This window comes from Leeuwenhoekiella marinoflava DSM 3653, from assembly GCF_900129005.1.
Lineage (GTDB): Bacteria > Bacteroidota > Bacteroidia > Flavobacteriales > Flavobacteriaceae > Leeuwenhoekiella > Leeuwenhoekiella marinoflava.
Genome location: NZ_FQUN01000019.1, coordinates 62237 through 88842, shown reverse-complemented (window position 1 = coordinate 88842; position 26606 = coordinate 62237). Strand labels below are relative to the sequence as shown.

General features: G+C 38.6%; 27 protein-coding genes. 7 read left to right on the top strand and 20 right to left on the bottom strand.

Going from position 1 to position 26606, the window contains the following annotated elements; genetic code table 11:
• The first annotated feature begins 342 nt into the window (after positions 1 to 342).
• The 7 genes from BUB91_RS16605 to BUB91_RS16565 all read left to right on the top strand — a co-directional run bounded on the left by BUB91_RS16605 (position 343) and on the right by BUB91_RS16565 (position 5428).
• Positions 343 to 588 (top strand): helix-turn-helix transcriptional regulator, encoded by a 246-nt coding sequence (locus tag BUB91_RS16605; RefSeq protein WP_317041356.1) that lies wholly within the window; start codon positions 343 to 345, stop codon positions 586 to 588.
• Positions 560 to 874 carry a HipA N-terminal domain-containing protein gene (locus BUB91_RS16600; RefSeq protein ID WP_073100400.1) on the top strand — a complete coding sequence of 105 codons (315 nt, stop codon included), beginning with the start codon at positions 560 to 562 and terminating at the stop codon, positions 872 to 874. Before BUB91_RS16605 ends, BUB91_RS16600 begins: the two co-directional genes overlap by 29 nt.
• An 8-nt stretch (positions 875 to 882) precedes the next feature.
• Positions 883 to 1827, top strand: coding sequence for a HipA domain-containing protein (locus BUB91_RS16595; protein WP_241652691.1), 945 nt, complete (start codon positions 883 to 885; stop codon positions 1825 to 1827).
• 893 nt (positions 1828 to 2720) lie between these two features.
• Positions 2721 to 3479: a hypothetical protein gene (locus BUB91_RS16585; RefSeq protein ID WP_073100397.1), complete on the top strand. Its 759-nt coding sequence runs from the start codon at positions 2721 to 2723 to the stop codon at positions 3477 to 3479.
• A 1-nt stretch (position 3480) separates the two neighbouring features.
• A complete protein-coding gene (locus tag BUB91_RS16580; protein ID WP_073100396.1) occupies positions 3481 to 3951 on the top strand; it encodes a DUF5675 family protein in 471 nt (156 codons plus the stop codon).
• A gap of 161 nt (positions 3952 to 4112) precedes the next feature.
• Positions 4113 to 4319: a hypothetical protein gene (locus tag BUB91_RS16570; protein WP_073100394.1), complete on the top strand. Its 207-nt coding sequence runs from the start codon at positions 4113 to 4115 to the stop codon at positions 4317 to 4319.
• Between the two features lie 911 nt (positions 4320 to 5230).
• Positions 5231 to 5428: a hypothetical protein gene (locus BUB91_RS16565; protein ID WP_073100393.1), complete on the top strand. Its 198-nt coding sequence runs from the start codon at positions 5231 to 5233 to the stop codon at positions 5426 to 5428.
• 296 nt (positions 5429 to 5724) lie between these two features.
• Here BUB91_RS16565 and BUB91_RS16560 read toward each other — a convergent pair whose 3' ends face one another.
• The 20 genes from BUB91_RS16560 to rfbA all read right to left on the bottom strand — a co-directional run bounded on the left by BUB91_RS16560 (position 5725) and on the right by rfbA (position 26525).
• Complete coding sequence (locus tag BUB91_RS16560; RefSeq protein ID WP_073100392.1) at positions 5725 to 8088, bottom strand: GumC family protein; 2364 nt, start codon at positions 8086 to 8088, stop codon at positions 5725 to 5727.
• A 28-nt stretch (positions 8089 to 8116) separates the two neighbouring features.
• The gene (locus tag BUB91_RS16555; RefSeq protein WP_073100391.1) at positions 8117 to 8917 is read right to left on the bottom strand and encodes a polysaccharide biosynthesis/export family protein; all 801 of its coding nucleotides are present in this window, start codon (positions 8915 to 8917) and stop codon (positions 8117 to 8119) included.
• 57 nt (positions 8918 to 8974) lie between these two features.
• Positions 8975 to 10321 carry an exopolysaccharide biosynthesis polyprenyl glycosylphosphotransferase gene (locus BUB91_RS16550; RefSeq protein ID WP_073100390.1) on the bottom strand — a complete coding sequence of 449 codons (1347 nt, stop codon included), beginning with the start codon at positions 10319 to 10321 and terminating at the stop codon, positions 8975 to 8977.
• A 96-nt stretch (positions 10322 to 10417) separates the two neighbouring features.
• On the bottom strand, positions 10418 to 11359 hold the full coding sequence (locus BUB91_RS16545; RefSeq protein WP_073100421.1) for a UDP-glucuronic acid decarboxylase family protein: 942 nt from the start codon (positions 11357 to 11359) through the stop codon (positions 10418 to 10420).
• 9 nt (positions 11360 to 11368) lie between these two features.
• A complete protein-coding gene (locus BUB91_RS16540) occupies positions 11369 to 11854 on the bottom strand; it encodes a glycosyltransferase (RefSeq protein ID WP_073100389.1) in 486 nt (161 codons plus the stop codon).
• Positions 11851 to 12309 (bottom strand): glycosyltransferase family 28 protein, encoded by a 459-nt coding sequence (locus BUB91_RS16535; protein WP_175551012.1) that lies wholly within the window; start codon positions 12307 to 12309, stop codon positions 11851 to 11853. The genes BUB91_RS16540 and BUB91_RS16535 overlap by 4 nt, the downstream gene beginning before the upstream one ends.
• On the bottom strand, positions 12309 to 13151 hold the full coding sequence (locus tag BUB91_RS16530) for a glycosyltransferase family 2 protein (RefSeq protein ID WP_073100387.1): 843 nt from the start codon (positions 13149 to 13151) through the stop codon (positions 12309 to 12311). The genes BUB91_RS16535 and BUB91_RS16530 overlap by 1 nt, the downstream gene beginning before the upstream one ends.
• Positions 13141 to 14289, bottom strand: a complete 1149-nt coding sequence (locus BUB91_RS16525) for an O-antigen ligase family protein (protein WP_083558002.1) — start codon at positions 14287 to 14289, stop codon at positions 13141 to 13143. The genes BUB91_RS16530 and BUB91_RS16525 overlap by 11 nt, the downstream gene beginning before the upstream one ends.
• Positions 14290 to 14292: 3 nt before the next feature.
• A complete protein-coding gene (locus tag BUB91_RS16520; protein ID WP_139250540.1) occupies positions 14293 to 15363 on the bottom strand; it encodes an alginate lyase family protein in 1071 nt (356 codons plus the stop codon).
• 86 nt (positions 15364 to 15449) lie between these two features.
• Positions 15450 to 15947: a serine acetyltransferase gene (locus BUB91_RS16515; protein WP_073100384.1), complete on the bottom strand. Its 498-nt coding sequence runs from the start codon at positions 15945 to 15947 to the stop codon at positions 15450 to 15452.
• A gap of 14 nt (positions 15948 to 15961) precedes the next feature.
• A complete protein-coding gene (locus BUB91_RS16510; RefSeq protein ID WP_073100383.1) occupies positions 15962 to 16876 on the bottom strand; it encodes a glycosyltransferase family 2 protein in 915 nt (304 codons plus the stop codon).
• Between the two features lie 313 nt (positions 16877 to 17189).
• Entirely contained in the window at positions 17190 to 18215 is a 1026-nt protein-coding gene (locus BUB91_RS16505) for an NAD-dependent epimerase (protein WP_073100382.1), read from the bottom strand.
• A 139-nt stretch (positions 18216 to 18354) separates the two neighbouring features.
• Positions 18355 to 19386 (bottom strand): glycosyltransferase, encoded by a 1032-nt coding sequence (locus tag BUB91_RS16500; RefSeq protein WP_073100381.1) that lies wholly within the window; start codon positions 19384 to 19386, stop codon positions 18355 to 18357.
• 8 nt (positions 19387 to 19394) lie between these two features.
• A complete protein-coding gene (locus tag BUB91_RS16495) occupies positions 19395 to 20528 on the bottom strand; it encodes a polysaccharide pyruvyl transferase family protein (protein ID WP_073100380.1) in 1134 nt (377 codons plus the stop codon).
• Between the two features lie 99 nt (positions 20529 to 20627).
• Positions 20628 to 21659, bottom strand: coding sequence for a nitroreductase family protein (locus BUB91_RS16490; protein ID WP_083558001.1), 1032 nt, complete (start codon positions 21657 to 21659; stop codon positions 20628 to 20630).
• Positions 21656 to 23188 (bottom strand): MATE family efflux transporter, encoded by a 1533-nt coding sequence (locus tag BUB91_RS16485; protein WP_073100379.1) that lies wholly within the window; start codon positions 23186 to 23188, stop codon positions 21656 to 21658. Before BUB91_RS16485 ends, BUB91_RS16490 begins: the two co-directional genes overlap by 4 nt.
• Positions 23185 to 24213, bottom strand: coding sequence for a dTDP-glucose 4,6-dehydratase (rfbB, locus tag BUB91_RS16480; RefSeq protein WP_073100378.1), 1029 nt, complete (start codon positions 24211 to 24213; stop codon positions 23185 to 23187). The genes BUB91_RS16485 and rfbB overlap by 4 nt, the downstream gene beginning before the upstream one ends.
• Entirely contained in the window at positions 24210 to 25076 is an 867-nt protein-coding gene (gene rfbD, locus BUB91_RS16475; RefSeq protein ID WP_073100377.1) for a dTDP-4-dehydrorhamnose reductase, read from the bottom strand. The genes rfbB and rfbD overlap by 4 nt, the downstream gene beginning before the upstream one ends.
• Positions 25073 to 25690 (bottom strand): dTDP-4-dehydrorhamnose 3,5-epimerase, encoded by a 618-nt coding sequence (gene rfbC, locus BUB91_RS16470; protein ID WP_317041355.1) that lies wholly within the window; start codon positions 25688 to 25690, stop codon positions 25073 to 25075. Before rfbC ends, rfbD begins: the two co-directional genes overlap by 4 nt.
• Entirely contained in the window at positions 25647 to 26525 is an 879-nt protein-coding gene (gene rfbA, locus BUB91_RS16465; protein WP_073100375.1) for a glucose-1-phosphate thymidylyltransferase RfbA, read from the bottom strand. The genes rfbC and rfbA overlap by 44 nt, the downstream gene beginning before the upstream one ends.
• Between the last annotated feature and the right edge of the window lie 81 nt (positions 26526 to 26606).

Here is a 26606-nt window from a genome sequence, read left to right as displayed (position 1 = left end):
AGGCCTCAGCCGAAAGCCAATGTATCGAGAAGTGTCACTTCGATTCTTGAGCGCCCTAGCGTGAAAGGATTGTATCGAGAAGCCCGGGTAGCGGAAAATATCCTAATTAAAAAGACTTCTCAATAATTGGATCTATAATACTGAAGATCAAAGATTAGTGCTGTCAATTTGATGCGATGAGCAGATCAATACGTATTATTGGTGCATCACATCAAAATGCATTAGTATGATTAGATATTTTTAATAGACCCAATAGGGTATAAATTATTATTTTAATGCAAAAATACACCCGAAAAGGTATAACCTTTAAAAATATTATTAAATTGCACCCGAAAAGGTATAATGATGAAAGATTGGAATAGACATGCCCCTATAGCAAATTTTGTTCGTAATAGACGTAAAAAATCAGATCTTACACAAATAGAATTGGCAGATATGACAGGTGTAGGAGTTCGTTTTGTACGCGAGTTAGAACAAGGAAAACCCAACTTAATGACAGATAAAATCAACCAAATACTATTGTTTTTTGGGCATACCTTAACGCCAACACCTATAAGTGATGAGACAAGGAGAAATTTGGGTAGCTAATCAATTAGCAGGAGTCTTAACTGAAGATGAAAATGGGTATCACTTTAAGTACCAGCAAGAGTATTTAGAGAAGGAAAATGTTTTACCAGTGTCCTTAACCATACCATTACAAAAAGATCCATTTTATTCAGAAAATTTATTTCCCTTTTTTGATGGTTTAATTCCGGAAGGTTGGTTGTTAGACATAACACATAAAAATTGGAAAATAAATCCTAGAGATCGTATGGGGTTGTTACTTGCAACCTGTCGCGATTGTATAGGTAATATAAGTGTAAGAAGCAAATGAAGTACTGTTTGGCCTGTAATAAAGAGTTAGAGGGTAATTTAAAGTACCATGAAAGTTGCTTAAAGGCATTTTGGCAAGAAGATACAGCTGTTCTGCAGCTGGACTACGAGCTTTCTAAAATAGAAGAATTGGCCAAAGAAAATCTGGCACAAAGGGTTATAGTGACTGGAGTTCAACCAAAATTATCATTAGGATTTACTGAAGGGGATGAGCAAAATAGATTAACCATTGTGGGAGCATTAAATGGTAGATATATTTTAAAACCACCATTTGATTTATACCCTCAAATGCCAGAGATAGAAGCCATCTCAATGTTGCTAACACAGGCATGTGGTATTGATACAGTACCCTTTTTATTGATTCAAATGAAAAGTGGAGAGTTGGCCTATTTAACAAGACGCATAGACCGTACCGCTAAAGGCGGAAAACACCCAATGGAAGATGCCTGTCAATTTACGGAGCGCTTAACAGAGTATAAATACCGAGGCTCATATGAGCAGATAGCAAAGGGAATACTAACCTATGCGCAAAATCCGCTGTTAGAAGTAGTAAAGTTTTACCAACAGGTAATTGTTTCCTTTTTAATAGGGAATAATGATATGCATTTAAAAAACTTTTCATTAATAGCATTTAAGGATAACCAGTATCAATTGGCTTCAGCCTATGATATGGTAGCGTTAAAACTATTAATACCTGAAGACCAGGAAGAATTGGCCTTACATCTGAATGGTAAAAAAAGAAAGCTAAAACAAAAAGATTTTAATGAAGCGATGGCCAAAGCACAGATCCCCGAAAAAGCCATAGAAAACCTTTGGAACAGAATAGAAAAGGGTATGCAAAATTGGCCTCAATTAATAAACAATAGCTTCTTAATTGATGAGTTAAAAGTAAAGATGTTAGAGTTTATCAATACAAGAGCAAAACAACTAAATTTAAATTTTCAGAAACAATAATAAGTAGGTAGAATTACAATTGATTTTAGCAATTCACTACCTATCAATGAGAAATTTAGAGTTTATCAAACCTAAGATTCCAAAGTTAACTAAACACCGCTGCACTGAAAATGCTTAGGTGTATTAATACTTGGGGCTGAAAGTCCCCCCTTCACTATTCCAATATAAAATTGAAATTATCACTCGAATCTCGACGGTAATGTTCCAAATATTCATTGATACCCAGTTCCCGCGCGATTGCATCGCGTACCGCTTCTTCTAAGCCCAAATACTAAATAAATAAATAAGCAAACAAATCCTCAACATCCAACCCACAATAGGCAACAAACTCATACACCGTTACAAACGGATACGGCTCTTTTCTGAGAAACACCTTGATATCCGCCAGCAGCTTTTAAAAATTACGCAAACCGGAAAACAGCGTGTCTACAAAAAAACGAATATTCTTCTTTCCGGCTCTCCTGCCCCGGCTAGTCTGAGACTAGATCCCTACCAAATCAAACGCATCAAAGCTTAAAAAGTAAGTCCACCCATTGACGAATCAAACGTTTTTTAGAATACAAAAAAACTGCCTACTCACCCCTGCCACTGCATACGGGTTCTGTTGTGTTATGCCGTTTAGGGGCACCGCCAAAAAATTTAATACCCCGTTCCGATAGCTCTAGGGATGCCTCGAAATAGAAAAATTGTTTTTAACGAATGCCTCAGGATCCTTGTTTTTTATAGCCAAACGAGCTTGCTCCGAGGTAATTTAATCCGGATTGCACGCTTAAAATTGTGTAAGAAGGAGGAACAGTCGGCAAAATCGGCAAAATCGGCACCGATGTACCGAGCTGCTGGTTTTCAAGGCTTAAGCCCGCTTTCTTTGTGGCTTAATCAAAAACTTTTTTAGTATGGCTAAACAAGCTGGAATTATCAAGTTGAAAGGCACTATCGGAGATATTGCCTTTTACAAAAGTGGAGACGGACATATTGCCCGTTTCAAAGGTGGGGTCAATCGAAAGCGTATCGCTACCAATCCTGCGTTTAAGCGCACCCGGGAAAACGGCGCCGAATTCGGGCGTGCTGCAAAAGGGGGTAAATTACTGCGCAACGCGATGCAGGTCATGCTGCAGCAGGCTAAAGATCCTAAAATCGTGAGCCGCTTGACGACCGTTTTGCTGGCGATCATCAAAACCGATACGGTCTCGCCTCGCGGAAGTCGTACCCTGACCCTGGGCAACCTGGGCTTTCTAAACGGCTTTGATTTTAACGGCAACTCGCCGTTTAAAACCACCTTTCCCGTCCCGTTTGTAGGGAGTTACGACCGCGCTGCAGGAACTGTAGGTCTCGCATTAGAAGCTTTTAACCCGGAAGTACAGATCGCGGCGCCTGCAGGTGCCACGCACTATAAACTCAGTGCCGGGGTTAGTGAGCTGGACTTTGATCAGGAAGCCTCGCTGTTCAAAGCTGTCGATTCGGGTATTCTGCCCTATGAAAATGCCCCGGTAGCGGCTATGAATCTCGACCTTGAGATTACCGCTAACAGCACCCTCGCTGTGGTGCAGGTCTTGAGTATCGAATTTTTTCAGGAGGTAAACGGGACCATGTATGCGTTGCAAAACGGCACCTATAACGCGATGACTGTGGTGCAAACCGATCAACCGGCGTAATATGGAGTGGGTCCTGCAACGCAGTTATTTCAAAACCGGAACGCATGGGGCACTCCTTATAAATGGGAAATTCAGTTGCTTTACAATCGAGCTGCCCTGGCGTGAGAATCGCAGGAAGGTATCCTGCATTCCCGAAGGGCGTTATGAAGTAAAGCCGCGTATTTCTAAGAAGTTTGGAAACCACCTCATCTTGGTTGATGTGCCCCAACGCAGTTTGATCTTACTGCATCCTGCTAATGATGCCTTAGGGGAATTGCAGGGGTGTATTGCGCCGGTCTCTGAGCTTAGTGGTATTGCACGCGGTTTACATTCCCGCAGGGCTTTAGAACGATTACTGGTCGTACACCGCGATGCGGTGGAACGCCAGGAGGCTGTTTATTTAACTGTAACCTATAATGCTCATGAATATCTTAGAACGTTATCAAAAACCCACCCCGCGGTTTTTCCGCATACTGCGGGCGGTGGGGATTAGCCTGGCCAGCGGTGGGGCAGCTGTACTCGCTGCGCCCGTGGCGCTTCCTGCGGTGCTGCTGAGTCTTGCCGGCTATGCGGTGGTTGCCGGGAGTGTGGTTACTGCGGTGAGTCAGGCGGTGGTTGCCGATGCAGCTTCGGAACCGGAGCAGCAGAAAGCTGATGAGCAATAGCGCTACATCTTTAAAACTGGGCACACTGGGGGGAACGCTTGCCGCAGCTTTTCCCAGCCTACAACGCGATACGCTGCTTGAAGCGGTAGTATTGGCAGGAATTGGTGCCTGTGTGAGTTTTGTGGTTTCTTTGTTTTTAAAAGTACTGTTTAAGTGTTTTAAAAAGTGGTTTTTGAAACGAAGTGATCCTAATTAGGAATTGCGTTACTGTGATTTCTTGATGTATTAAACCCTTCTTTCGGATTTAGGTCTGGAAGAAGGGTTTTTTATGATTTCAAAGTTCAAGGTTTAAAATTCAAGGTTCGGTTTCAGAGTGCGGTAATCAAAAATTATTAAGCAGTTTTAGAGTTCAGGTTGACATCCACCCCCAGCCCTTCCTTAGAAGGAAGGGAGTCTGTTTTTCTCAAATGAAAGCCTCCCTCCCGAATTATAGGGAGAAGGGATGTTGTGAATGGATTCAAAAACCAAGAATTGTGTAAACGCCTGTCACTTCGAGTGGATGAAGACCAGCCTTAGCAAAGTGGTTTTTGAAACGAAGTGATCCTAACTAGAAATTGCATTAGTGTGATTTCTTGATGTATTAAACCCTTCTTTCGGATTTAGGTCTGGAAGAAGGGTTTTTTATGATTTCAAAGTTCAAGGTTTAAAATTCAAGGTTCGGTTTCAGAGTGCGGTAATCAAAAATTATTAAGCAGTTTTAGAGTTCAGGTTGACATCCACCCCCAGCCCTTCCTTAGAAGGAAGGGAGTCTGTTTTTCTCAAATGAAAGCCTCCCTCCCGAATTATAGGGAGAAGGGAGGTTTGGAGGGATGTTGTGAATGGATTCAAAAACCAAGAATTGTGTAAACGCCTGTCACTTCGAGTGGATGAAGACCAGCCTTAGCTGGGGTTCATGTGTATCGAGAAGTCTTTTAAGTTAGGAAGTTTATTGTTAACCAGGCTTCTCGATACTATTTTATCGAACTCCTGCTCTCAAAAATCGAAGTGACGTGTTCGCTTTAAATGATCATTTAAACTGTTAAATTTTATCGGTACTCCGAAAGGCATACCGAAAGATTGTGAATTATTCTTAGGAGGTTTGGGGTTCGATTACAGTTTGAACCCATTATGAAAAACCAACGCTTGTGTATTTTTCCCAAAGACGTGCAGTGCATCACCGGGCGAAGTGAGCGTTACGGAAGAAAGCTTTTGGCTGATATTAAATCTTATTTAGGCAAACAACCGCATCAGTTTATAACAGTACGTGAATTTGCTTCCTATTGCGGGTTGGATGTTGAAGAGCTTGCCGCGTATCTCGAAGATTAGCCTATGGGCTTCCTTTTAGTTTTACGCCTAAACTGAAAGGTGGTAAATTATAATAGGTATGCAATGTTGAAGTTCCTAATTTCTTAGGATGTGATAGCATGCTAACGCAAATAAAAAGCTAATTCCATTAGTCTCATTTTTTTACTTAACTATTCACCGCTGTAGGTACCTCTTGAGAACGGGCTATGGAGAAGGACATAATCAATTACTGGAGCTATAAACCAAAAAAAGGATGCTCGTAAAGCATCCTTTTTTTGTCTAGTATCTAAAATCTTTTGTCTCTAGTCTAGTTACGTCTAAAAACTACTTTTAAACCGTTTCCATAAATTAGGTTGATCCTGTCCATACGCATACCCATATTTATTGCCATACCCAAAATTAGCAGTTTTCACATCATTGATTACAAAACTGATGTCATGCAACTTCCCATCGTTTTGAGCATCTACTGCAAAGTTGATCAGCTTTTTCTCGGTATACCCGGCACGGGTAACATACAGGATCAGATCAGCATATTTACTGATCAGGAAGGTATCGGCCACCAGCATCGCCGGTGCCGTATCCACAATCACATAATCGTATTGTTCCCGCAATTCTGCTATCATGCGACCGAACTTCGACTGTCGCAACAATTCAGACGGATTGGGAGGAATACTTCCCGATAAAAACAACTTCAATTTAGGGTGAAATTTGGAATCATGAATCAAGGACTCCAGTTTATGATCATCATTCACCAAATAATCACTCACCCCCAGCATACTTTTAGAATCGCTATCGTAACGCTGCAATTGGGGGTTCCGCAAATCCGCCCCGATCAGCACCACCTTTTTTCCGGTATTCGCCAAAGTCATCGCCAGGTTAATACTGGTAAAGGTTTTCCCCTCCCCTTTAACGGTAGAGGTCGTATACAAGCAATAGCCTTTATCCTCATGCTTCGCATTAACGAGTAGATACTGCAGATTGGTCGTTAAGATTCTAAAAGACTCTGCGAGTACCGAACGATCGTTCTCCTCAACCAGATCAGAATCACCTTTAGCAACCCGTGGTAGCTCTCCTACAATCGGGATCTCTTTGGTTATTTTCTCCAGATCTTCCCGGCGTTCGATTTTATTATTCAGTAAACGACGGATATAAATGATTAAGAATGGAATTCCTAATCCTAAAAGTAAGGCTGCTGCCAATACAATTTTAGGCTTAGGATATAAAGGTATTGACAAACTATATGCTGAATCCACAATTTTGGCCTTGGGGGAAGTAGCAGCCAGTGATAAGGAGTTCTCTTCCCGCTTTTGCAATAAGAAGATATACAAGGCCTCTTTAATTTCTTGCTGCCTGGAAATGTCTCTAAACTGTCTTTCTTTGGTAGGCACTTGTGCGATTTGCGATCCAATTACACGACTTTGCTGCTTCAAGTCACGTAATCCTATTTTTAAACTCGAAACAGTGCGTTCCAGACCTCCTAAAATGGTCTGGCGCAACTGCCCAATCTGAGCATTCAAACGGGTCACCGTTGGGTTTTTCTCTGTTGCTCCGCTTAAAATCCGATTCCGTTGTAATACAAGCCCATTATAACTGGCGATCTGGACATTTACGGATTCGCCTTCCAGACCAATATCTGCAGGTAATAAACTTGTCTTTCCATCCTCCTGTAAATAACCAATAACAGACTGGGCTATTGTAAGTTGGGTTTGAAGTTCCTGTTCGCGTTTGCGATAATCACTGGCACTTTGAATAAAAAGACTTGACTCTGCTTCAATATTGGTCAGGCTATTAGTCTCCTTAAATTCTTCTAGACCAACTTCTACCGTATCTAATTCCCCACTGATAATATCCAAACGCTCGTTGATAAAACGAGCGGTATTTACTGCAACTTCGTTCTTATCTTCAATAGCCTCTTTATTGTATTCAAAGATCAGCTGATCCAAAATATCTTGGGCTTTTTGTTTTACCGGGCTACCTAAACGCAATTCCAAAAGGGTAGCATTATCTTCTAAAACATTAATTTCTACCTTTTCTCGATATTTATCAGCTACATTTTCGATAGGGTTTATTGTAACCAGTACCGGGTATTTAGAATTTGAATCAAGATTCTTTTTTATAAGTATGGTTGCAAAAGGTAATTCAATCAATTCATCTGTATTCACCTCTAAAGTTTCTCCTGTCCCTATAAAGCTTAGTCGAAGTGATTCATTGCCATTCGGTTTTAACGTAAATTGATTTGTTTCGGCTTCATATGCCTCTACCCAGCTTTGTGTATTCAATTGGATAACTTCCACAAAATAGGGAGTCTGCAAATAGATTTCATCAGTTTTTAGTCCATCCAAATCATAATAACTCACATTCAAATTTAGTGCTCTTACAGTATTGATCATCATTCGACGCGATTTTAACAAGCCGATCTCATTTTCAATAGAGTTGGTACTCATACCGCCTAATAGCCCAAGATCAGCAAAATCCGCTGCTCCGGCTCCCAGTCCGCCTCCTTTAGCTTCCTGATTCTTAATAATAATACTGGCAACCGTATCATACACAGGTACGCTAATACGCAAGTAAAGAAATGCTATAATTATAAAACTAAAAATCCCTATCAAGAACCAAGGCCAATACCGGAGGTATTTATCCAGTTCTTCTCTAAGGTTGATTTCGTCATTCAAATCGGTCATAAGCTTATTATAAATACAAAATTGTTAACTACCGTACAAAAAGCACTATTAAGGAGATCATCAAAGACGCTGCAGAAATAAATAAGCCACTATTCGGATTTAAACTCCCCGCCTGACGTTGGGAATCGTTCAGTTCTACATATAAGACATCATTTTGCTTTAAATAATAGTACTTCGAATCAATTACACTATTATCAGTCAAATCGAGATAAGCCTTGGTTACTTTATCATTTTCCTCTCGCATCACCAATACATTATCCCGGCGCCCGTAGATCTGCATATCCCCGGCCAAACCTAAGGCTTTAGGAATGGTTAAATATTCATTGGAAATCGTATAGGTTCCCGGACTACGTACCGCACCCAACACCGAAACCTGAAAATTAGAGAGTTTAACATTGACGATGGGATTCTCTACATAATCGGTTATCATATTTTTTAGTTTTTCAGCTAAAGCCACTCGGGTGAGCCCCCTTACATAGATGGTACCCAATACCGGAAATTCAATATTTCCTTGACTATCTACTAAATAAGTCTGTAATTGTGATGTCCCACCTACACGTACATCTCCACCGGTAGCACTCCCAGATCCAACAATAGGCGGATTAAAAGGTATTGCCGCCTCTTGCTCAATCGCACTCACTGTGATTGTAAGTTCATCATTGGGTTGAATAGTAATGAACGACTTCGCCGGTTGTTCCATAGAAATTTGAGCCGGAATGTTCAATTCATCCGGTTCATAAAAATACGTAGTATCCTTTCGGGATACACAAGAACTACAAAATGATAAGATTGCAATAACGCAAAGCTTTAAAACTTGAGAATGTTTCATCGGTAAATTTTGCTCAAAAATAACATTATCTTTTAAAGCAGAATCATTTAATTCGGTTTAGTAGGCTTTTTCTTCGCCGTGGACGGCATTCAAGACCGTTTTGATAATAATCTTGATATCCAACCACAAACTCCATTTTTCTACATAGAAAATATCCAGTCGGGTCCGGTTTACGATATCGGCCTGCTGCACGATCTCTCCTCGGTACCCTCTAACTTGTGCTAAACCGGTAATTCCGGGTTTGACAAAATGGCGTACCAAATACTTATCTACCGAGGTCTGATACTTTTCGGTATGCACTTCCATATGCGGCCGTGGGCCTACCACACTCATATCCCCCAGCAAGACGTTGTAAAACTGCGGCAGTTCATCAATACTGGTACGCCGTAAAATACGTCCCAGCTTCGTGACCCGTTTATCATTTTTGGTCATCATTTTGGTATCCGCATCAGCGGTAGTAGTCATAGAGCGAAACTTATAACACCAAAACACCTTCCGATTCACCCCATGCCGTCTTTGTTTAAAAAATAAGGGCTCATTCGAATCGAAACGCTGCAATAGATATACCAACAGACTCAACCATGACAACACCCCTACGATCACCAACAGTGCAAACACCACATCAAAAGCACGCTTCACCACCTTAGCATACGGGGTTTCCAGCGGCAGTTCGCGTAGATTGATTACGGGTACATTGTCGTACAATTCTATCCTCATTGCCCGGGTAAAGATATCTTTATTATCGGGAACGATCTTCAGCTTGATCAAATTATTATCGGCAAAGGCCATCAAATTGAAGAGCTGCGCCTGAGACAAGCGGGAGGCGATACAAAAGATCTGCTGCACATCACGTTCCTTGATATAGCTGAAACATTCTTCTATCTTTCCCAGATAGGTAGGACTCTTAGAATGGCTGTTATCAAAATACCCCAGATACCGATACCCTAAATCAGGTTCGTCAAACACCTTCCGTATTTTCTTCAGATTCCGGTCCCGCCCGATCACCACCACATGCACCGCATTTCCGCCGGTTTCCCGATAGCGGGCGCGAGCATAATAAAACAAAACCCGGTAGCTGATTAAACACCCGAATAAACCCAGTAATACATGAGTATGATAGGCAATAGACCCCATTTGAGTTTTACTCAGACTAAACCACGCAAAATAAGCCAGCGTAAATAAAATATACAATTGCAACGGCTTATGCAAATTGGTAAAAAAACGTTCCTTCCGGGAGGTAGGATAATAATCGATCGCATAGGCACTCAACAACCACGAGGCATTATAAAACAGAATAGAGTAAACATTGAGATACAAGCCCGGTATAAACCACGCTAAAAACCCATTTACCAGTATTAAATGGATCAGGATACTTACGGGTACGATTAGTGCAGAACGTTTCATCAGCTGATTGAGTTAGTTTACTATACTGAGGTTATGATAATAATGCGCGTGCAACTTTTTTTTAAAAGAGATGGAATCAAATCCTTTTGAGTAATTTCAAACCAGTTGTTGTTCAAAATAACTAATAGTTTGCTCCAAGCCCTGTTGCAATGAGGTATCTGAATTCCAATTAGGAACGAGTTGCTTTGCAAGGTGTATATCAGGCTTGCGTTGTTTGGGGTCATCCTGAGGCAAAGGCTGAAATACCAGTTTCGAGGAAGATCCGGTCAGTTCTATAATAGTCTGAGCCAACTCAAGCATCGTAAACTCAATAGGATTACCCAGATTAACAGGCCCCGTGACCGAAGAATCGGTTTGCATCAAAGCCAGCAGCCCGGCTACCAAGTCATCTACATACTGAAAGGAACGGGTCTGACTCCCATCTCCAAAAATAGTGAGGGGTTGCCCTTTTAGTGCTTGTACGATAAAATTAGACACGACCCGTCCGTCGTTGATGTTCATATGCGGACCGTAGGTATTGAAAATCCGGGCGATTTTGATTTCCACTCCGTTTTGAGTGTGATAATCCATAAACAAAGTCTCCGCACACCGCTTGCCTTCATCATAACAGGACCGCGGACCAATAGGATTAACATTCCCCCAATAGCTTTCGGGTTGCGGATGCACCTCTGGATCCCCATACACCTCAGAAGTACTCGCCTGTAAGATCTTCGCTTTAACCCGTTTTGCAAGGCCCAGCATGTTGATCGCGCCCATTACCGAGGTCTTGATGGTTTTAATGGGGTTATACTGATAATGCACCGGAGATGCCGGACAAGCTAAATTGTAGATCTCATCCACCTCCGCATAATACGGCTCGGTCACATCATGACGTACCAGTTCAAAATAGGGATTATCTAACAATTCAATGATATTGGATTTATTACCTGTAAAATAATTATCCAGACAAATCACTTCGTTACCTTCGGCTAACAAGCGCCTACACAAATGCGAACCGATAAATCCGGCGCCACCGGTAACCAAAATACGTTTACGTATATCCAAGTTTTAATTCAAGTTTAAATCTGTTCTTAAAGAGGAAATCAAAGTGTTCTCTGCAAAAGGCTGCAGTTTACAAAGAGGTTGAATGGCTTCTTGAGTCAGTAGTTTATTTAAAAGAAGGCTGAGTTCTTCAATGGTAAATGCAACGCGTACATAATTTAATTCGTTCATCTTTCTGGCTGTAGCCAGCTGATGCTCATTGCGGTGCTCTCCTTTGGCAACTAAACGAGGAACAACGATCAATACCTTTGAAGCGACCAAAGAAGAAATTATCGTCCCCATTCCGGCATGACCGATAATAAAACGCGCAATGCTAAAATAGGTGTTGAAATCTTCAGGTTCTATAAAAGGGGTCAGTTTGATATATTTAGGTTGATACTCTTTGACTGTCGCCTGTACTATAAGTTCTTCATCAATAGTTTGACTCCATTGATCTATAAAGGCAACAAGACGATCAAAAGGTTCTTGAGTCCCGGTAGTTACAAATATCATTGTTTTTGTTCTTTGGCCAAAACACTTCCGGCATATTTAATAGTACCCTGAGCCAAATCGGGCCATTGCGTATATACGTGAGTCGCAAATTTACTGGCTAATATTCCACTCATAGATAGTTTTTCAACATTCGCAACACTATCTACCCAGATGGTTTTTTTTCCCAGTATTTTGCCACATAGAAGCGCAAGTAAACCGGGAGCCGCTCCTGTAGAAAGTATAGCTTCAGGCTTTTCCTGTCGCAATATTTTAAACAAAACCTTGAAGCTTAATAATAAATTAATTGGGTTTTTTCGACTTCCATCTGGAATAGTATAGAATTTGCAATTGGATACCATTGAAGCAAAAGAGGCTTTTGTTGAAACGAAAACCACATCCTGTCCCTCAAATACAGGTCTAAGGCGTAAGAGTTGAATCCAATGTCCACCTATCGAAGCTACAGCCATTATTTTCATTATTGAAATCCCATTTTTTTAGCCAAATAATTTGAGAAATATCGTCTTATTTCAGCATCTTCAATTCTGCTCTTTTTACTAAAAAAAGCACTAAAATAACCTTTAAAATAACCACTGAAATTTTTTGGTTTCAAAATAAACAGATAATTCAACGACTTCAAAAAAGCAAAAAGCGGTGTGATACCTCTAAAGTAAGCGGAGTACCCATAATATTCATAATTTACCTTTTCTCCCACCTCTCTACAATTATATGCTAATTCTTTCAGTGGTTCACAGCGCCATCCTTTTATTTCAGCCTTGCATACCGATAAAGCATCTGCGGAAGGTCCTACGATATAACCTGCTTCATCAAAACAAGCCTTTTTCCATAATCTACAATTTCCACGAACCCAATCTCTGCTTTTACCGTCATATTTTCCGTTTAAATTATAAGCCAATCCACTAGAAATACCAATAGTTTTATCCTTGGTCATAAAATCCGTAAGCTTCTCATAATAAGAAGCACCAGGAAAACAATCAGCATCTAGAATTCCTATAAAATCTAAAGTCTCGAAATAAGAAGCATTTCTCAAATATTCAAATCCTTGATTTACTACTGTGGCATATTTTACCCCTAACTCGTACTTATCATTAGGAAGGGAGTAATTCAATACAATAAAATGCTCTACATTATCTAAATTTTGAATCTTCGCAAGTATTTCTGCAGAACCATCCTTACTTCCATTTTCAACGACTACCCAAGCATAGATTTTCTGATTCTGCTGCTGTATTGAACGTATCAGTAATTCTATATTGCTTTTTTCATCTTTAAGCGGGGTTACTATAGCTATTCTATTCTCCATGATTGATCGATTTATGTGATTTGTTAAAATAAGATATCAAAAAAATAAAAGTAAATACATAAGGAAAGCTTACGATTACGTTACCGAAAAACATAGGAACAAATAAAATGAGTAAGAATAAATATTTCTGACGGGCTACCAGACAAAGTTTTATTAAAAAACAAACATATACTATGGCTCCCACAATTCCTCTTTCCACAAGCAAACGTAAATAATCATTATGTGGGTCATTTACCATAAAACTGTATATATAATTTCCATGAGACAGCGTTTTTAAACCTTCCCCAAAAAAAAGCTGCATAGTGCCACTATTCTCAGAAAACTCTCTAAATATGGCTAACCAATAGGTCATACGCCACACTAAACTACCATCACTCCCAAAGGAGTAGCGATCTGCTTTTTTTGAAATTTTCTCAAAATCAACTACAGTCACTTTATCTATAAAGGCATCTAAAGCCCCTGAAAGATGGGCAACAAGAAGAAGCAACGCCACTGAACTACCAAGTTGCAAAATTAATTTTAAACTAATTTTTTTATCGATTATATAAAATAGCAAGATGGTCATCATAAAAGTGGCCAAGCCTCCGGAGCTCTTGGTTACTACTACGATTATTAATAAAAAAGCAACCCATAAACGTCTGGTTAAACCAGTTGTCGTTAATAGGAAATAGACCAAGGGCAACAAACAATAATAGGCCAAATGATTAGCATGAGGAAAATAGGCCTGAAACCTTATCGGAAGTAGAACTACTAAGGGCAAACATAAAACAATGGAAACCAAAAAGATTTTAAAAAACAAGGTATTTTCCCTACCACTCATTTTAAGGGATATTATAGCTAGAACAATCCAGGATAATTGTTTCAATATCTCGCTTACATATTCAAATGGATCAGTAAAAAATGTAGAAAAAAAAGAAAAAAAAGCTGTTACCAAAAATAGATATAAGGTAATTCTAACCACTTCATCCCTCCAGATATATTTTTTAAGGTATTTAACAAATGGGGTAAGCGCCAAAATCATCAACGTTCCCGCTCCAGCAGATAAGGATCCCACAACAAAAAAAGAGAACAATAACATTACTCGTTCGATCCTGCTCTTTAAACTCATTCTCCCCTGCATTACATGTACGGTTTGCATACTTTACAACTGGAAAAAATAAAAACTAGGATTGTTTCCGTATAGATTAATAGAATTGATTTCCATTTCGCCCATATTGTTACTGTATTTTCCTTTAAAAAATTTCACAAGATTCTTATTGAACGTATTAGTATCTTGAAAGCCATCCAAATCAGGCAAACGCTCAAGAGTTTTATACAAGCGTCTTCCTAGCGGGGTGTTCAAATTAAACCAGCTTTCCTTACCATATCGAACAGCAAGTGTACTGAGATTACTTATCACTCTGAGATTAAATAGAATATAATTTATAGGAGTCCCCCGTTTTTCTTCAAGTGGCATTTTACCACTTTCAGTAAGTTGCGAATTCACTAATTTGGACTGTACTGCGTCTAATATTTTGGTAATCTCGCTATCCGGCCTATCAAGATAGGAAGCTAATGCAATACGCTGTAAATAATAATAATTAAAGAGATTATTGGAGGAATTCATCAATTTTATTCCTGAATCACTTTGTTCTAACCAAATCAGATACCTACTCAACCATTCTTTTAGATCCTTTTCTATTTTTTGATTCCAATTTGGGCTTGGTTTTAGCAATTGAATTATATCTGGCAATACAGCTATTTTACGAAACTCAATCACTCCTGATGGGTTCCCTTGACAGGTACCAGGCTTCATTTGAGCATATTCCAGATGAGGAAGCATCCCTGATTCAGCATCTAAAAACCAGCACTTTAATTGATCAATTGCTTTAAGTGCATAAATTTCATCTTCATAAAAAAAATAAGCCAAAGAAAGTATTTTCAGATCAATCATAAGACGATTAAAATTCTCTTTATCTTCAAATTCTTTTACTTTTCTATTTACCAAACCATCGACCTTATGTAAACCTCTCCCCTTTTTGGATTTATAGTAATATGGTGAAAAACTTTGATAACTATTTTTTTCTAGATTACAAACAGTCATATCATTTATAACGGAATATGGTCCTTTGCTCAGGGCTTCCCCTGCTTCTTCACGAACCTCTTCGGAGAATTGCTTTAAACTTTTTTCCTTAAGATCTTTTTTAAATTGAAAAAGATTTTCTTTATCCATTAATAAGAAATCGTCAATATCTTTTAAAGCCTGTGAATTAGAATATTCACACGATCCAACCACCACTAGAAAAAATACTATATACTTCAATACTTTGATTTTAGTAATCTTGCTGGGTTCCCTACAATTATTGAGCCTGCATCAAAACTTTTCGTAACTACACTACCTGCACCTATTACCGAATCATCTCCTATAACGACACTTCCTATAATACAAACATTAGCCCCAATATCAACATTAGATCCAATATTTGCACCCGCAGATTTTATTCCATTAATATCTTTTTTATTACCAAAAGTCGTGTTCTGTCTTAAGGTGCAATTTGAACCAATTTTTGTGCTATGATGTACAACACTCCCCTGACCATGCCACAATTTCAATCCAGGACCAGCCTCAACTTGAAACTGAAGTTCTATCCCTAAAAACCATTCAATCGTAATTCTGTACCAAATCAAATATGGGATCAATATAAATTTCCATAGCTTACTCTTAGTAGCTATATGTGCAATTCTAAAAGCCAGCATTACTAACCGGCCCTTTAAATTACCTTTGTTAGCTGACCAATCCTGAAATATACCGTACATTTATAAGCTAAGATTTAGTATGTAAATACTCGTTTTATTTTTAAATAACTCTGATAAATAAAGTTATATACAGGTATTCCCATTGGAGAAATAGACACTAGAAACTTCACATTATTATACTGTTTCCTATTTAGTTCAGTGTATGAAAATACTTTTAAAATACTTTTAGCCTCCTTAGTGTGAAGGCTTAGTGCATATCTTTTAGCGACAACTAATGCCTTTTTAGCAAGATATTCATTTAAATAATACTGGCCATTTTCGTAAAGATCTACCCAACTTTCTTGACAGGTATCGAGTTTTCGCTTTCTAAAACTGAAGCCACTATGTCCTAGCTTATATACCGCAAGTACAGTAGGAGTAAATGCAACAGCAAATTTCTTGGCTACCTTCGCCCACATATACACATCCTGACCTGAAAACATGCCTTTAGGAAATCCTCCCACGACTTTGTATGAATTCTTGGTAATTATAGTTGCGGACGTCCAACTAACAGGATGCTTGATTGCTTCTCTAAAATAATCTTTTAGTATTCCTCTCTCAATATTATTACAAATTGCTACATTTTTTTTAGGTAATTCAATCTTATAGGCAGAAGAATACATTCCACAATGGGGATAATCTTGTATTAAATGATTCATTTCGGAAAGATAAGCTTCATCCCATGAATCATCTGCGTCCAAAAATGCTATATAATCATAGTTTGCTTGTTCGATACCAAAATTGCGAGCCACCGAAACCCCTTCATTAACTTTAGAAAAAATTCTGATTCTCGGGTCCATAAAAGCCTGTGCTTTTGTAAGACTATTATCCGTTGAACCATCATCTACTAGGATGATTTCAAATTCAGAAAACAATTGATTTAAAACTGTATTAAGGGTCTGCTCAATATAATCTTCTTTATTGTATAAGGGGATAATAATACTAAACATAAAATACTTTATTAATTATTAAAAATATTTGAACTGATCGTCTTTTTTGAATTTTATGTTGTAGTTCTTGGATATAAAACACCAAAGCTAGTTCTTAAATTATCATATGGAATTCTCATCAAGTCTAAGGCTCCTCAAAAAATATGATGGAGATAATCTATTTTTAGTATATTTTATCTGGTACCGAAATAAAAACAGGAATTTATTAAGATCATAAAACGTGAGAACCTTCTTATTTATATGTTAATCTAAAACAATCAATACAACCAGAGTACTCATCAAAGTTCAAACATACAAGTATACTCAGAGCAAACTATTCGTTCAGGCTGTGATATGCCTTAAACCAGTCTATAAAATATCCAACTCCTTGATCAATTGCGATACTGCTTTTATATCCAAAAGCTTCTAAACTGCTCGTATCTGCCCAAGTTTGTGGTACATCTCCCGGTTGCATATCGAGAAACTCTTTCTGTGAGGTTTTATTCATATGACGCTCAATAGACTCTATAAAATGCATTAAGGACTGCGGACTACCATTTCCAATATTGAAAAGTTGCCAAGGCGCAATACCTTTAGAGCCGGTAGGTGCATTTTTGTGGGCCAGATAAATGCCATTAACAATATCATCTATATATGTAAAATCTCGGCTCATTTCTCCCTGATTAAAAATCTTAATCGATTTATCTTCGGAGATGGCTTTAGCAAAAAGATATATCGCCATATCCGGTCTGCCCCAAGGGCCGTAAACAGTAAAGAAACGTAAACCCGTCATTGGTATGTTATATAAGTGGCTGTACGTATAGGCCATCAATTCATTACTTTTTTTTGTAGCTGCATATAGGCTTATAGGCTTGTCTACAATATCTTGCTCAGAAAATGGAACTTTTTTATTTTCCCCATAGACACTAGAACTACTGGCATAAACCAAATGCTTAATCTTATAATGTCTACAACATTCTAGAATATTTAAAAAACCCACGACATTACTAGACACATAAACTGAGGGGTTCTCAATGCTATAACGCACTCCAGCCTGAGCAGCCAGATTGCAAACCTGATCAAATTGTTCTGACTTAAAAACTCTATTAAGGGTTTCTGCATCTTCTAGATTAGCCCTTATGAACGAAAAGTTTGAATCAAGGTCTGAGGGTACCGGAATGTTAAACACCTCTGCTTGAAATCTGGGGATACCCAATTCTTTTAGACGATCATACTTCAGATCAACATTATAGTAATCATTTACATTGTCTAAACCTACAACCTTATGCCCCTGATCCAGTAAAAATTTACAAAAATGAAACCCTATAAAGCCTGCGGCACCCGTAACTAATACTTTCATTAAAAAAAATTGATATTTAATATTCCTTTAAAAACTAATCTAAATACAATAGATTTTATAGCCTAAACACTACATTCATTTTGTGAATCTTAGCGCTAGTGTAGACAGTAATGTTTTCTGATTTTAACCCCACATACCTTTACAGGTTTGCATATAAATCCAAGAAAGCTTCTGAAATCAATTTTGGATCGTTAAAATCTTTCATCTCTTGTTGCATAGCCACACCCCATTCCTCAAAAACTTGAGGTGACTTTTGCTTCAAATTTATAGCACGTTTTATAGCCAGGATCAGTTGTTCTTTATGTTCGTGTTCATCACCATAGCTATAGCCCAGTATTTGCTTTTTATTTTTCACATCCCTCACCGTACCTATTTCTGGGCAAATGACACTTCTTGCATAAGAAAAGGCTAAAATAACCGTACCTGAATTTAAACTACTTCGTAAGTCATAGGGAAGAATAACTAATTCATGGTCTTCCAAAGCCTCTTTTAACGCACCATCCTCTAAAAACTGAAAATTTGTTCTTATATTATTTTTGGAAATCTTTTGATTTAGAAACTCCTCATATTCCATTGTATAGCACTTACCTGCTATAGTTAGTTCGACCTCTTCCTTACTAAAAGTCTGTACAGCTTCAATAAGCAATTCAATATTTTTATAAGGTTTTACGGCGCCTAGAAATAATAATTGAAGGGGTTCATTGCTAAAGTCTTTCTGTTGGGTGGCAGAGCCATATACACCAATATAATTAGGATGCGGGATATACACTGTTTTCTCAGCAAACCTTGGTGATTCTTTATACAGAAGTTCTTTTGTTGCAGTACTATGTATAATGATTACATCAGCTTTCTCTTTAAGTATGCGCAACAGTATTTTTTGAAGCAAAAAAACCTTTTTTATATGAGGGGTTTTGTTATGCATGGTCCATACGATTTTCTTCCCTCCCAGAATTAAACAAATTAATTTTACGAATTTCTTTAAAAATGCGAAGCTACTTTTTACACTTTCAAACCAGTTGAGATGAACAACGCTAACTGACTTAAACTTATTCAAATCAGAAAGCATTTCATTAAGAGAATACACTTCAAGCCCCTGTTTCTGAAACCCAGAAACTAACATCTGAGGGTATTGATTACTCTCACTTTCGATAGGATCAAAAACGATTTTCATAATGTCTTTTAAGAGTTGATATGTTTCTCTAAAAAGTTAAAAGAATCAACACGCCATTTAGCTAAGAAGTCATTTACCGTATCCCAATTTATTTCTTTTCTAAGTATATGCTCTGCCTTCTGATGATCAAATTTAGTCATAATATGCTCCTCCAAGCCTAAAGCATTCAACATGCTTTCAACACGACCATTCATTCCCTTGGCTCTTCCCGTATTGGGTAAAACAATAAAGTTAGTATTGTTTAAAATGCAAAAAATCATTCCGTGAAAAGAGGTGGTGATTACGAGTTCTGAAGTACTTATATTATAAATCCACTCGGGTATGGTTGGATAAGCATTGCCCGTAAAGTCACTGTTGGCTGTAGCATGAATAACCGATTTATGCGGTAGGGCTTTGGCAAAAGCTATAAATTTGTCTTTATCTACGATTTCACTATTACCAAGCATATACATAAAAACCTGCTCTTTTTTCACCCCGGGCTGCTTCCCCACATCATTTAATTGCAACAAACTTATCCAATCTTCCTTGGTAAACAACATGGTAGGATCTAATACCCATTGGGCCTTAAACCCTAAATTTTCGGTGAGTCGCACCCCACTTTTTTCTCTGACACTGATGCCGTCGAAAGTGTTCAAAAGGGATTTAAACATCTTATGAGTAGCCTCATCTTGCTCAGTTACTCCATAACTTGCAGCGTAAGAAATACGCTTAACATCGGCTCCACCAAAACCTAACAAAAAAGCTTCCGCAGATACTTTAAAGGTATGATTCCAAACCTGATCGCTACCTGTAAGATATACATCTGCTTTTGGAGGATTCATCTTTAGAGCATCAAGAGATTTAAAGCTTTCTTTACCAAATACAATGTGCTTCTCTTTAAATTCTTGAAACCTTCGTTTTGCATCCATCTGCTGGGATTTTCTACGAAAAGGTGCATCCAAACGATGCTTTAAAGAACGTACCGGATTAAAGTTGGTTAACCTTTCAACAAAGCTTTGTTCCTTTTTAGGAGCAATACGATGGTATTTTATCAAAAATGGCTCATGACCCAATTTTTTAAGTGCTGCTTGCATTGCAAATAGTTGCAAGATCTGCCCATAATTATTGTTAGATTCCCAAAAAGTAATAATACCTATTTTCATTATTATTTGTTCTTTGAATTTTAATTAATGTAAATAATTTGATTGCTTAAGCACCTTTAAAATTAATTCACAAACACTTTCAAAATGTTAAATACTAATTTAATATAGTCGCAAAATCTCTTGTTTTTCCTTTCTATTAGAATTTGCAACCCTAAAAGAATCCTTAAGATTACCTACTGCTATATACATTATAGGAACAGTATCTGCATCAAAATCCATCAATCCATCAAATATTTTATTTCTTTCTGCTGTATAACTTAAATTTAAGCAACATGTACCTAAACCCTTGCTATGCAAAGCAAGTACAATTGACATTGCAAACATCCCACCATCAATAAATACTTGATTACGCTCGTAAGCAAAGAAATGAGATAACTTACCCGTAACCACAATTAAAGAACTTATCCTTTCTCCAAACCCCTTATTTCCATTTTGATTGGAAAGGAGTTTCTCTTTTAAAGCGGTGTTCTCAGGCTTAACAATATAGGCCTTCCAAGCTTGACGATTACAAACAGAAGGAGTAAATTTAGCTAAGTCAACAGCGGCTTCAACCTCTGCTATATCGACGGGTACCTCGCTAAAATCACGTATACTATGGCGAGATTTGAAAAAAAATTCAAAATCAAAATCAACAGCCTTTTCAATTTCAGACTTATTAATCACTTTAGTTCCTCCCCCACCAGCAAGATTAGATGTTGCCAAATCATTAAATTTAGTGACAATTGAATTGACCTCCTTGATGATAGGATTTTCATTAGGATTATTCTCAGTATCGAATGTTTTATACTCTTCAAGAACAGCTATTGTATCTGTTGCCACTTCGTCAATACCATATTGATCTATATAGAAATTAAGGTTGACTATTAATTTTCTAATTCGTGCAACTCCAAAACCGATCCTTGGCGCAGGAAGCGCTAGCCCCTTTTCAACAGCATGATATTCCTTTATAAGGTAACTTTGAAGCTTTTCCTTAGAATCCAAATCAAAGGATGCAGAATAACTTTTGAACTTCTCCGAATCTAAAGCATAGCCGTCATTTATAATTTTTGCATTACGCATATCAATTCTAAATTTTGAATATTTACTCAAAGTAGTTTTAGGAATAAGCTTCTTTAATACCTTTTTTATCATAACCCTTTTATTTTACCTTTTATTTTATCAAAACTATTTTTGATTAAACTTCTTTCATGAGGCTCCAGTCCAAATAAATAAATCAAACCTATATATATAAACCCCGATACAATTGCTGTTAGTACAAAGCGATATGAAAAGTCAAAAACATTAATCATAACTATATTAAGTAGCACGCATCCTAAAATTGGGAGCATCTCTTTTAAATAAACCTTTTGAATATATATGCTAAAGGATAAGCCCAACTTGTATTTCACAAAAACCATCCTTAAAAAACAAGCTAGAAGCTCTATAATTACATAAGAGACCAAAACTATATAAGCATCAACCTTAAAAAATTTTAGCAATACATAAGCCAAAGGCAAATTAAAAATAATCACACTTCCAACAATAGTTTGATACCATTTAATATTTCCGTAAGCCTGCATGGCCGATTGTAATCCTATAGTTAATTGATTAGCTAAAGCGCCTAATAAAATGAGCTGACAGAAAATCACAGTGTTCGGAGGCACCTCTTTTAACCAAAACCTTAGGATAGCCTCCATCTCAAAGATGATGGGTATGGCAAAAAAAGAAAGTAAAAAAAAACCAAACTTACTCGCCATCATCGACAGCCGCAGCATCCGTTCCCGGTCATCGGCTCCTTCGCTTTTCATGATTTGCGGATTCAGGGCACGCAACATAGTCCTTGAAAAAAACTGCAATTGAGACCCTACCTGATTGGCGATCCCATAAGCTGCATTGACCACCGTACCAAAAAAAAGATTTAAAATCAAGGCCAAACCCTGATTGCGCCCCATACCACATAAGGCACCAAACAAATTCCACCCCGCAAAACCTGCCAGTTCTTTTACAAAACCCGGCTCAGGTTTCATAACGCCTTTAAACGTACATTCCGGATACTTTCTAAAACAGAACACGCTATACAATACAAAACTCACCACCACGATGCTCGCGGTTAAAATTCCATAGACCACCAAGCGGTCTGAACTCAACGTATATAAAAACAACGCAATACCCAGCTTAAGTAAAGTTTCTATAATGTTTACAAACGCGACCCACAACATATTCTCATGAGCAGTAAGCAATCCGTTAAAAGGTACTGTGATCACTGTAAAAAACACCGTGACCGCCATATAATGATAGATAACTTGGGCACTATCAATACGATCTGCAGGAATATTTAAAAAGCCGTCAAATAAAAACAAGCCGGCTACTTCCAATGCTACGACGATTATTGCCCCAATAACAATATGCAAGAAAAAACTATTGGTAAAAACTTCCCTTTGCTTTTGCAGATCCTTGCGCCCCTGATGAAAGGATAAATACCGCTGGGAGGAAGTGGCCATCGCTGTATTGAGAAACGAAAGCATTACAATGATACCGGCCACCAGATTATAGATCCCATAATCAGTACTTCCTAAGGCATTCAGGACCAAACGTGTGGAGTACAGGGTGATCCCCATAGTCAACAGCATGCGTCCGTATAAAATAAGGGTATTGGCGGCTACACGATTGGCTGCGTTCACTTAATGATTCTTTTAATTAAAGAGTTTAAATAAAACCGTACCGTATTATCAATACCGGTCTCAAAGGTTTCCTGAGCCTTCCAGCCCAGTTGGTTTTCTATTTTGGAGGCATCTATAGCATACCTCCGATCGTGCCCGGCACGATCGGCCACATAACGGATCTGTTCTGCATAACTGCCTGCTTTTTGGGGCTGCAATTCGTCTAACACCTCACAGATACGTTGGGCAATAGTAATATTGGTATATTCGTTATTTCCTCCAACATTATAGACTTCCCCAGGTATACCTTTATGAAACACCAAATCGATTCCTTTACAATGGTCCAAAACATACAACCAATCCCGGATGTTTTGTCCATCGCCATAGATCGGGATGGCTTCTCCAGCCAGCGCTTTTCTAATGATGGTGGGGATCAATTTTTCTTCATGCTGCTTAGGCCCGTAATTGTTTGAACAGTTGGTAATCACCGTATCCATCCCGTAGGTGTGCTGATAACTGCGCACGAGCATATCTGATGCTGCCTTACTGGCACTGTAGGGAGAATTGGGTGCATACGGCGTAGTCTCTGTAAACAAGCCTGTTTCTCCTAAACTCCCATACACCTCATCGGTTGATATGTGATGAAAGCGACTGTGTTCATATTCCTTTTTATAGACAAAGGGTTCTTGCATCCAATGTTTATAGGCTACATCCAGTAGCGTAAAGGTTCCGGTAACATTGGTTTCTATAAATACTCCGGGGTTTTTGATGCTGTTATCTACATGAGACTCTGCAGCAAAATGGATCACCCCGGTAAAGCGGTGTTCTTCAAAAAGCTGCTCCAGCAAGCTGCGGTTACAAATATCTCCTTGTACAAAACGATATCGGGGATGATCTGCTACTTCTGCTAAATTATTCAAATTCCCGGCATAGGTCAACAAATCCAGATTCACCACTTGAACTTCAGGATGTGCTTCTAAGAAATAAGGTATAAAATTGGAACCGATAAACCCTGCACCCCCTGTAATTAGAATTTTTGTTCTCATGCTGCGTTTTGAAGCTTTGAAATACATAGGGCTAAACTCGCTCTCCAATAGGGAATACGCACCTGAAAGTCTTGCTTCAACCGGCTGGTATCTAAAACCGAATAATACGGTCGTGCTGCAGATGTAGGAAACTGCGTAACCGGAATGGGGTCAACCACACAGATTGAATCGTTTAAACGCATAATCTCTTGAGCGAAATCATACCACGAACACACCCCTTCATTGCGGTAGTGATACACTTGGGTTGCGTCAGACTTAAAATCTAATACGTTATTCACTATAAAATCAGCTAAATCCCCGGCATAAGTCGGGCTTCCTATCTGATCAGCCACTACATTCAAATGCTGTTTTTCAGCCCCCAGTCGCAACATCGTCTTTACAAAATTGGCTCCGTAAACCGAATACACCCATGAGGTTCTGATGATGATACTATTGGGTAGGCTAAGTTCTTGTAATGCTTGTTCTCCCAATTGTTTTGACCTTCCATAAAAATTAACCGGTTTACATGGACTAGTTTCCGTGTAAGGCTGGTTGGAGGTGCCGTCAAACACATAATCTGTAGAGATGTGTATCAAACGGATGTAATACTTTTTACACAGCGCTCCAAGTTTTTTAACCGCTTCTAAATTAATCTGCAATGCAGCTTCCTGCTGTATTTCTGCAGTATCTACAGCGGTATAGGCCGCACAATTGATCAAAGTGGTTATTTGTTCTTTCACTATAAATGCTTCAACAGCTTCTGTATCGGTAATATCCAATTGCCCTCTGGTTGTAAAGAAAAACTGTGCTGAAGTATCAAAACTTCTATCCTGCAACTCAGACCCCAACTGCCCGTTACTTCCGGTTACCAACACATGCATCATTTGTACAAGGTATTGGATTCTTCAAATGCGCTAGCGGCTTCAAAAGGCGGTAAGCTCAAATCTTTAGCAGATAAAAGCAAGTCTGCTTCATCTAATTCCCAATCGATATTCAATTGAGGATCGTTATACCGTATGCCTGCTTCAAAATCGGGAGCGTAGTAATTGTCACTTTTATAATTGAGAATAGCATGCTCGGATAGCACGACAAAACCATGCGCAAATCCACGCGGTACCAGCAATTGGCATTTATTCGTATCGGAAAGTTCCACCGCTATGTGTTTACCAAAAGTAGCTGAACCTTTACGCAGATCAACAGCCACATCTAAAATACGTCCTGCAATAACGCGCACCAGCTTGGTTTGTGAAAACGGTGTTTTTTGATAGTGCAATCCCCGTAACACTCCAAACTGCGATTGGGATTCATTGTCCTGACAAAAATCGATTTTGAAACCTACAAAATCATCAAGTTGATCTTGTCTAAAGCTTTCCATAAAATAACCCCGTTGGTCTCTAAAAACATGGGGCTTACAGAGAACCACATCCGGAATGCTGCAACGTTCAAAAAGCATATTACGAGCGATTGGCGCGTTTAAGGAGGTAGTGTCCGTAATCATTTTTCTGTAAGGGTGCTGCCAATGCAATCAATTCTTCTCGGGTTATATACCCCATATCATAAGCAATTTCTTCTATGCAAGCCACTTTTAAACCCTGACGCTTTTCGATGGTATGAATAAAATTAGAGGCCTCTAGCATAGAATCATGCGTGCCGGTATCCAACCAGGCATACCCGCGCCCTAAAAGTTCCACACTCAAATTCTCTTCTTTTAGATACATTTCATTAAGGCTGGTGATTTCCAATTCTCCGCGTTTACTGGGTTTTACTGCTTTGGCTTTCTGCACCACATCATTGGGGTAAAAATACAGTCCCGTAACCGCATAACTACTCTTGGGCTTTTCGGGCTTTTCTTCAATACTTAAAACCACGCCTTCGGCATCAAAATCCACCACCCCATAACGCTGTGGGTCGTTAACATAGTATCCAAAAACACGGGCTTTGTGTGATGTTTCGACGTCTTTAAGACTTGTTCGCAGGATCTCGGTAAACCCGTGACCGTAAAAAATATTATCACCCAAAACCATACACACAGAATCAGCACCAATAAAAGATTCCCCTAATATAAAAGCTTGGGCAAGCCCTTCCGGCTTGGGCTGCGTTACATAAGAAAACTGAAGTCCTAAAGTAGAACCATCTCCTAATAGTTTTTTGAAGTGCGGTAAATCTTCAGGCGTAGAAATAATGAGAATCTCCCGAATACCTGCTAGCATCAAGACCGAAAGCGGATAATAGATCATCGGCTTATCGTATATATTCAAAAGCTGTTTAGAAACAGCTTGGGTTATGGGATACAAACGGGTACCGGACCCGCCTGCCAGAATGATGCCTTTCATTAAAAGGTTAGCGTATTTATCATTTAAAAACTGTTGTCAGTTCGAGTGATGGTGGAGCGCCCTAGCGCGAGAACATTATAT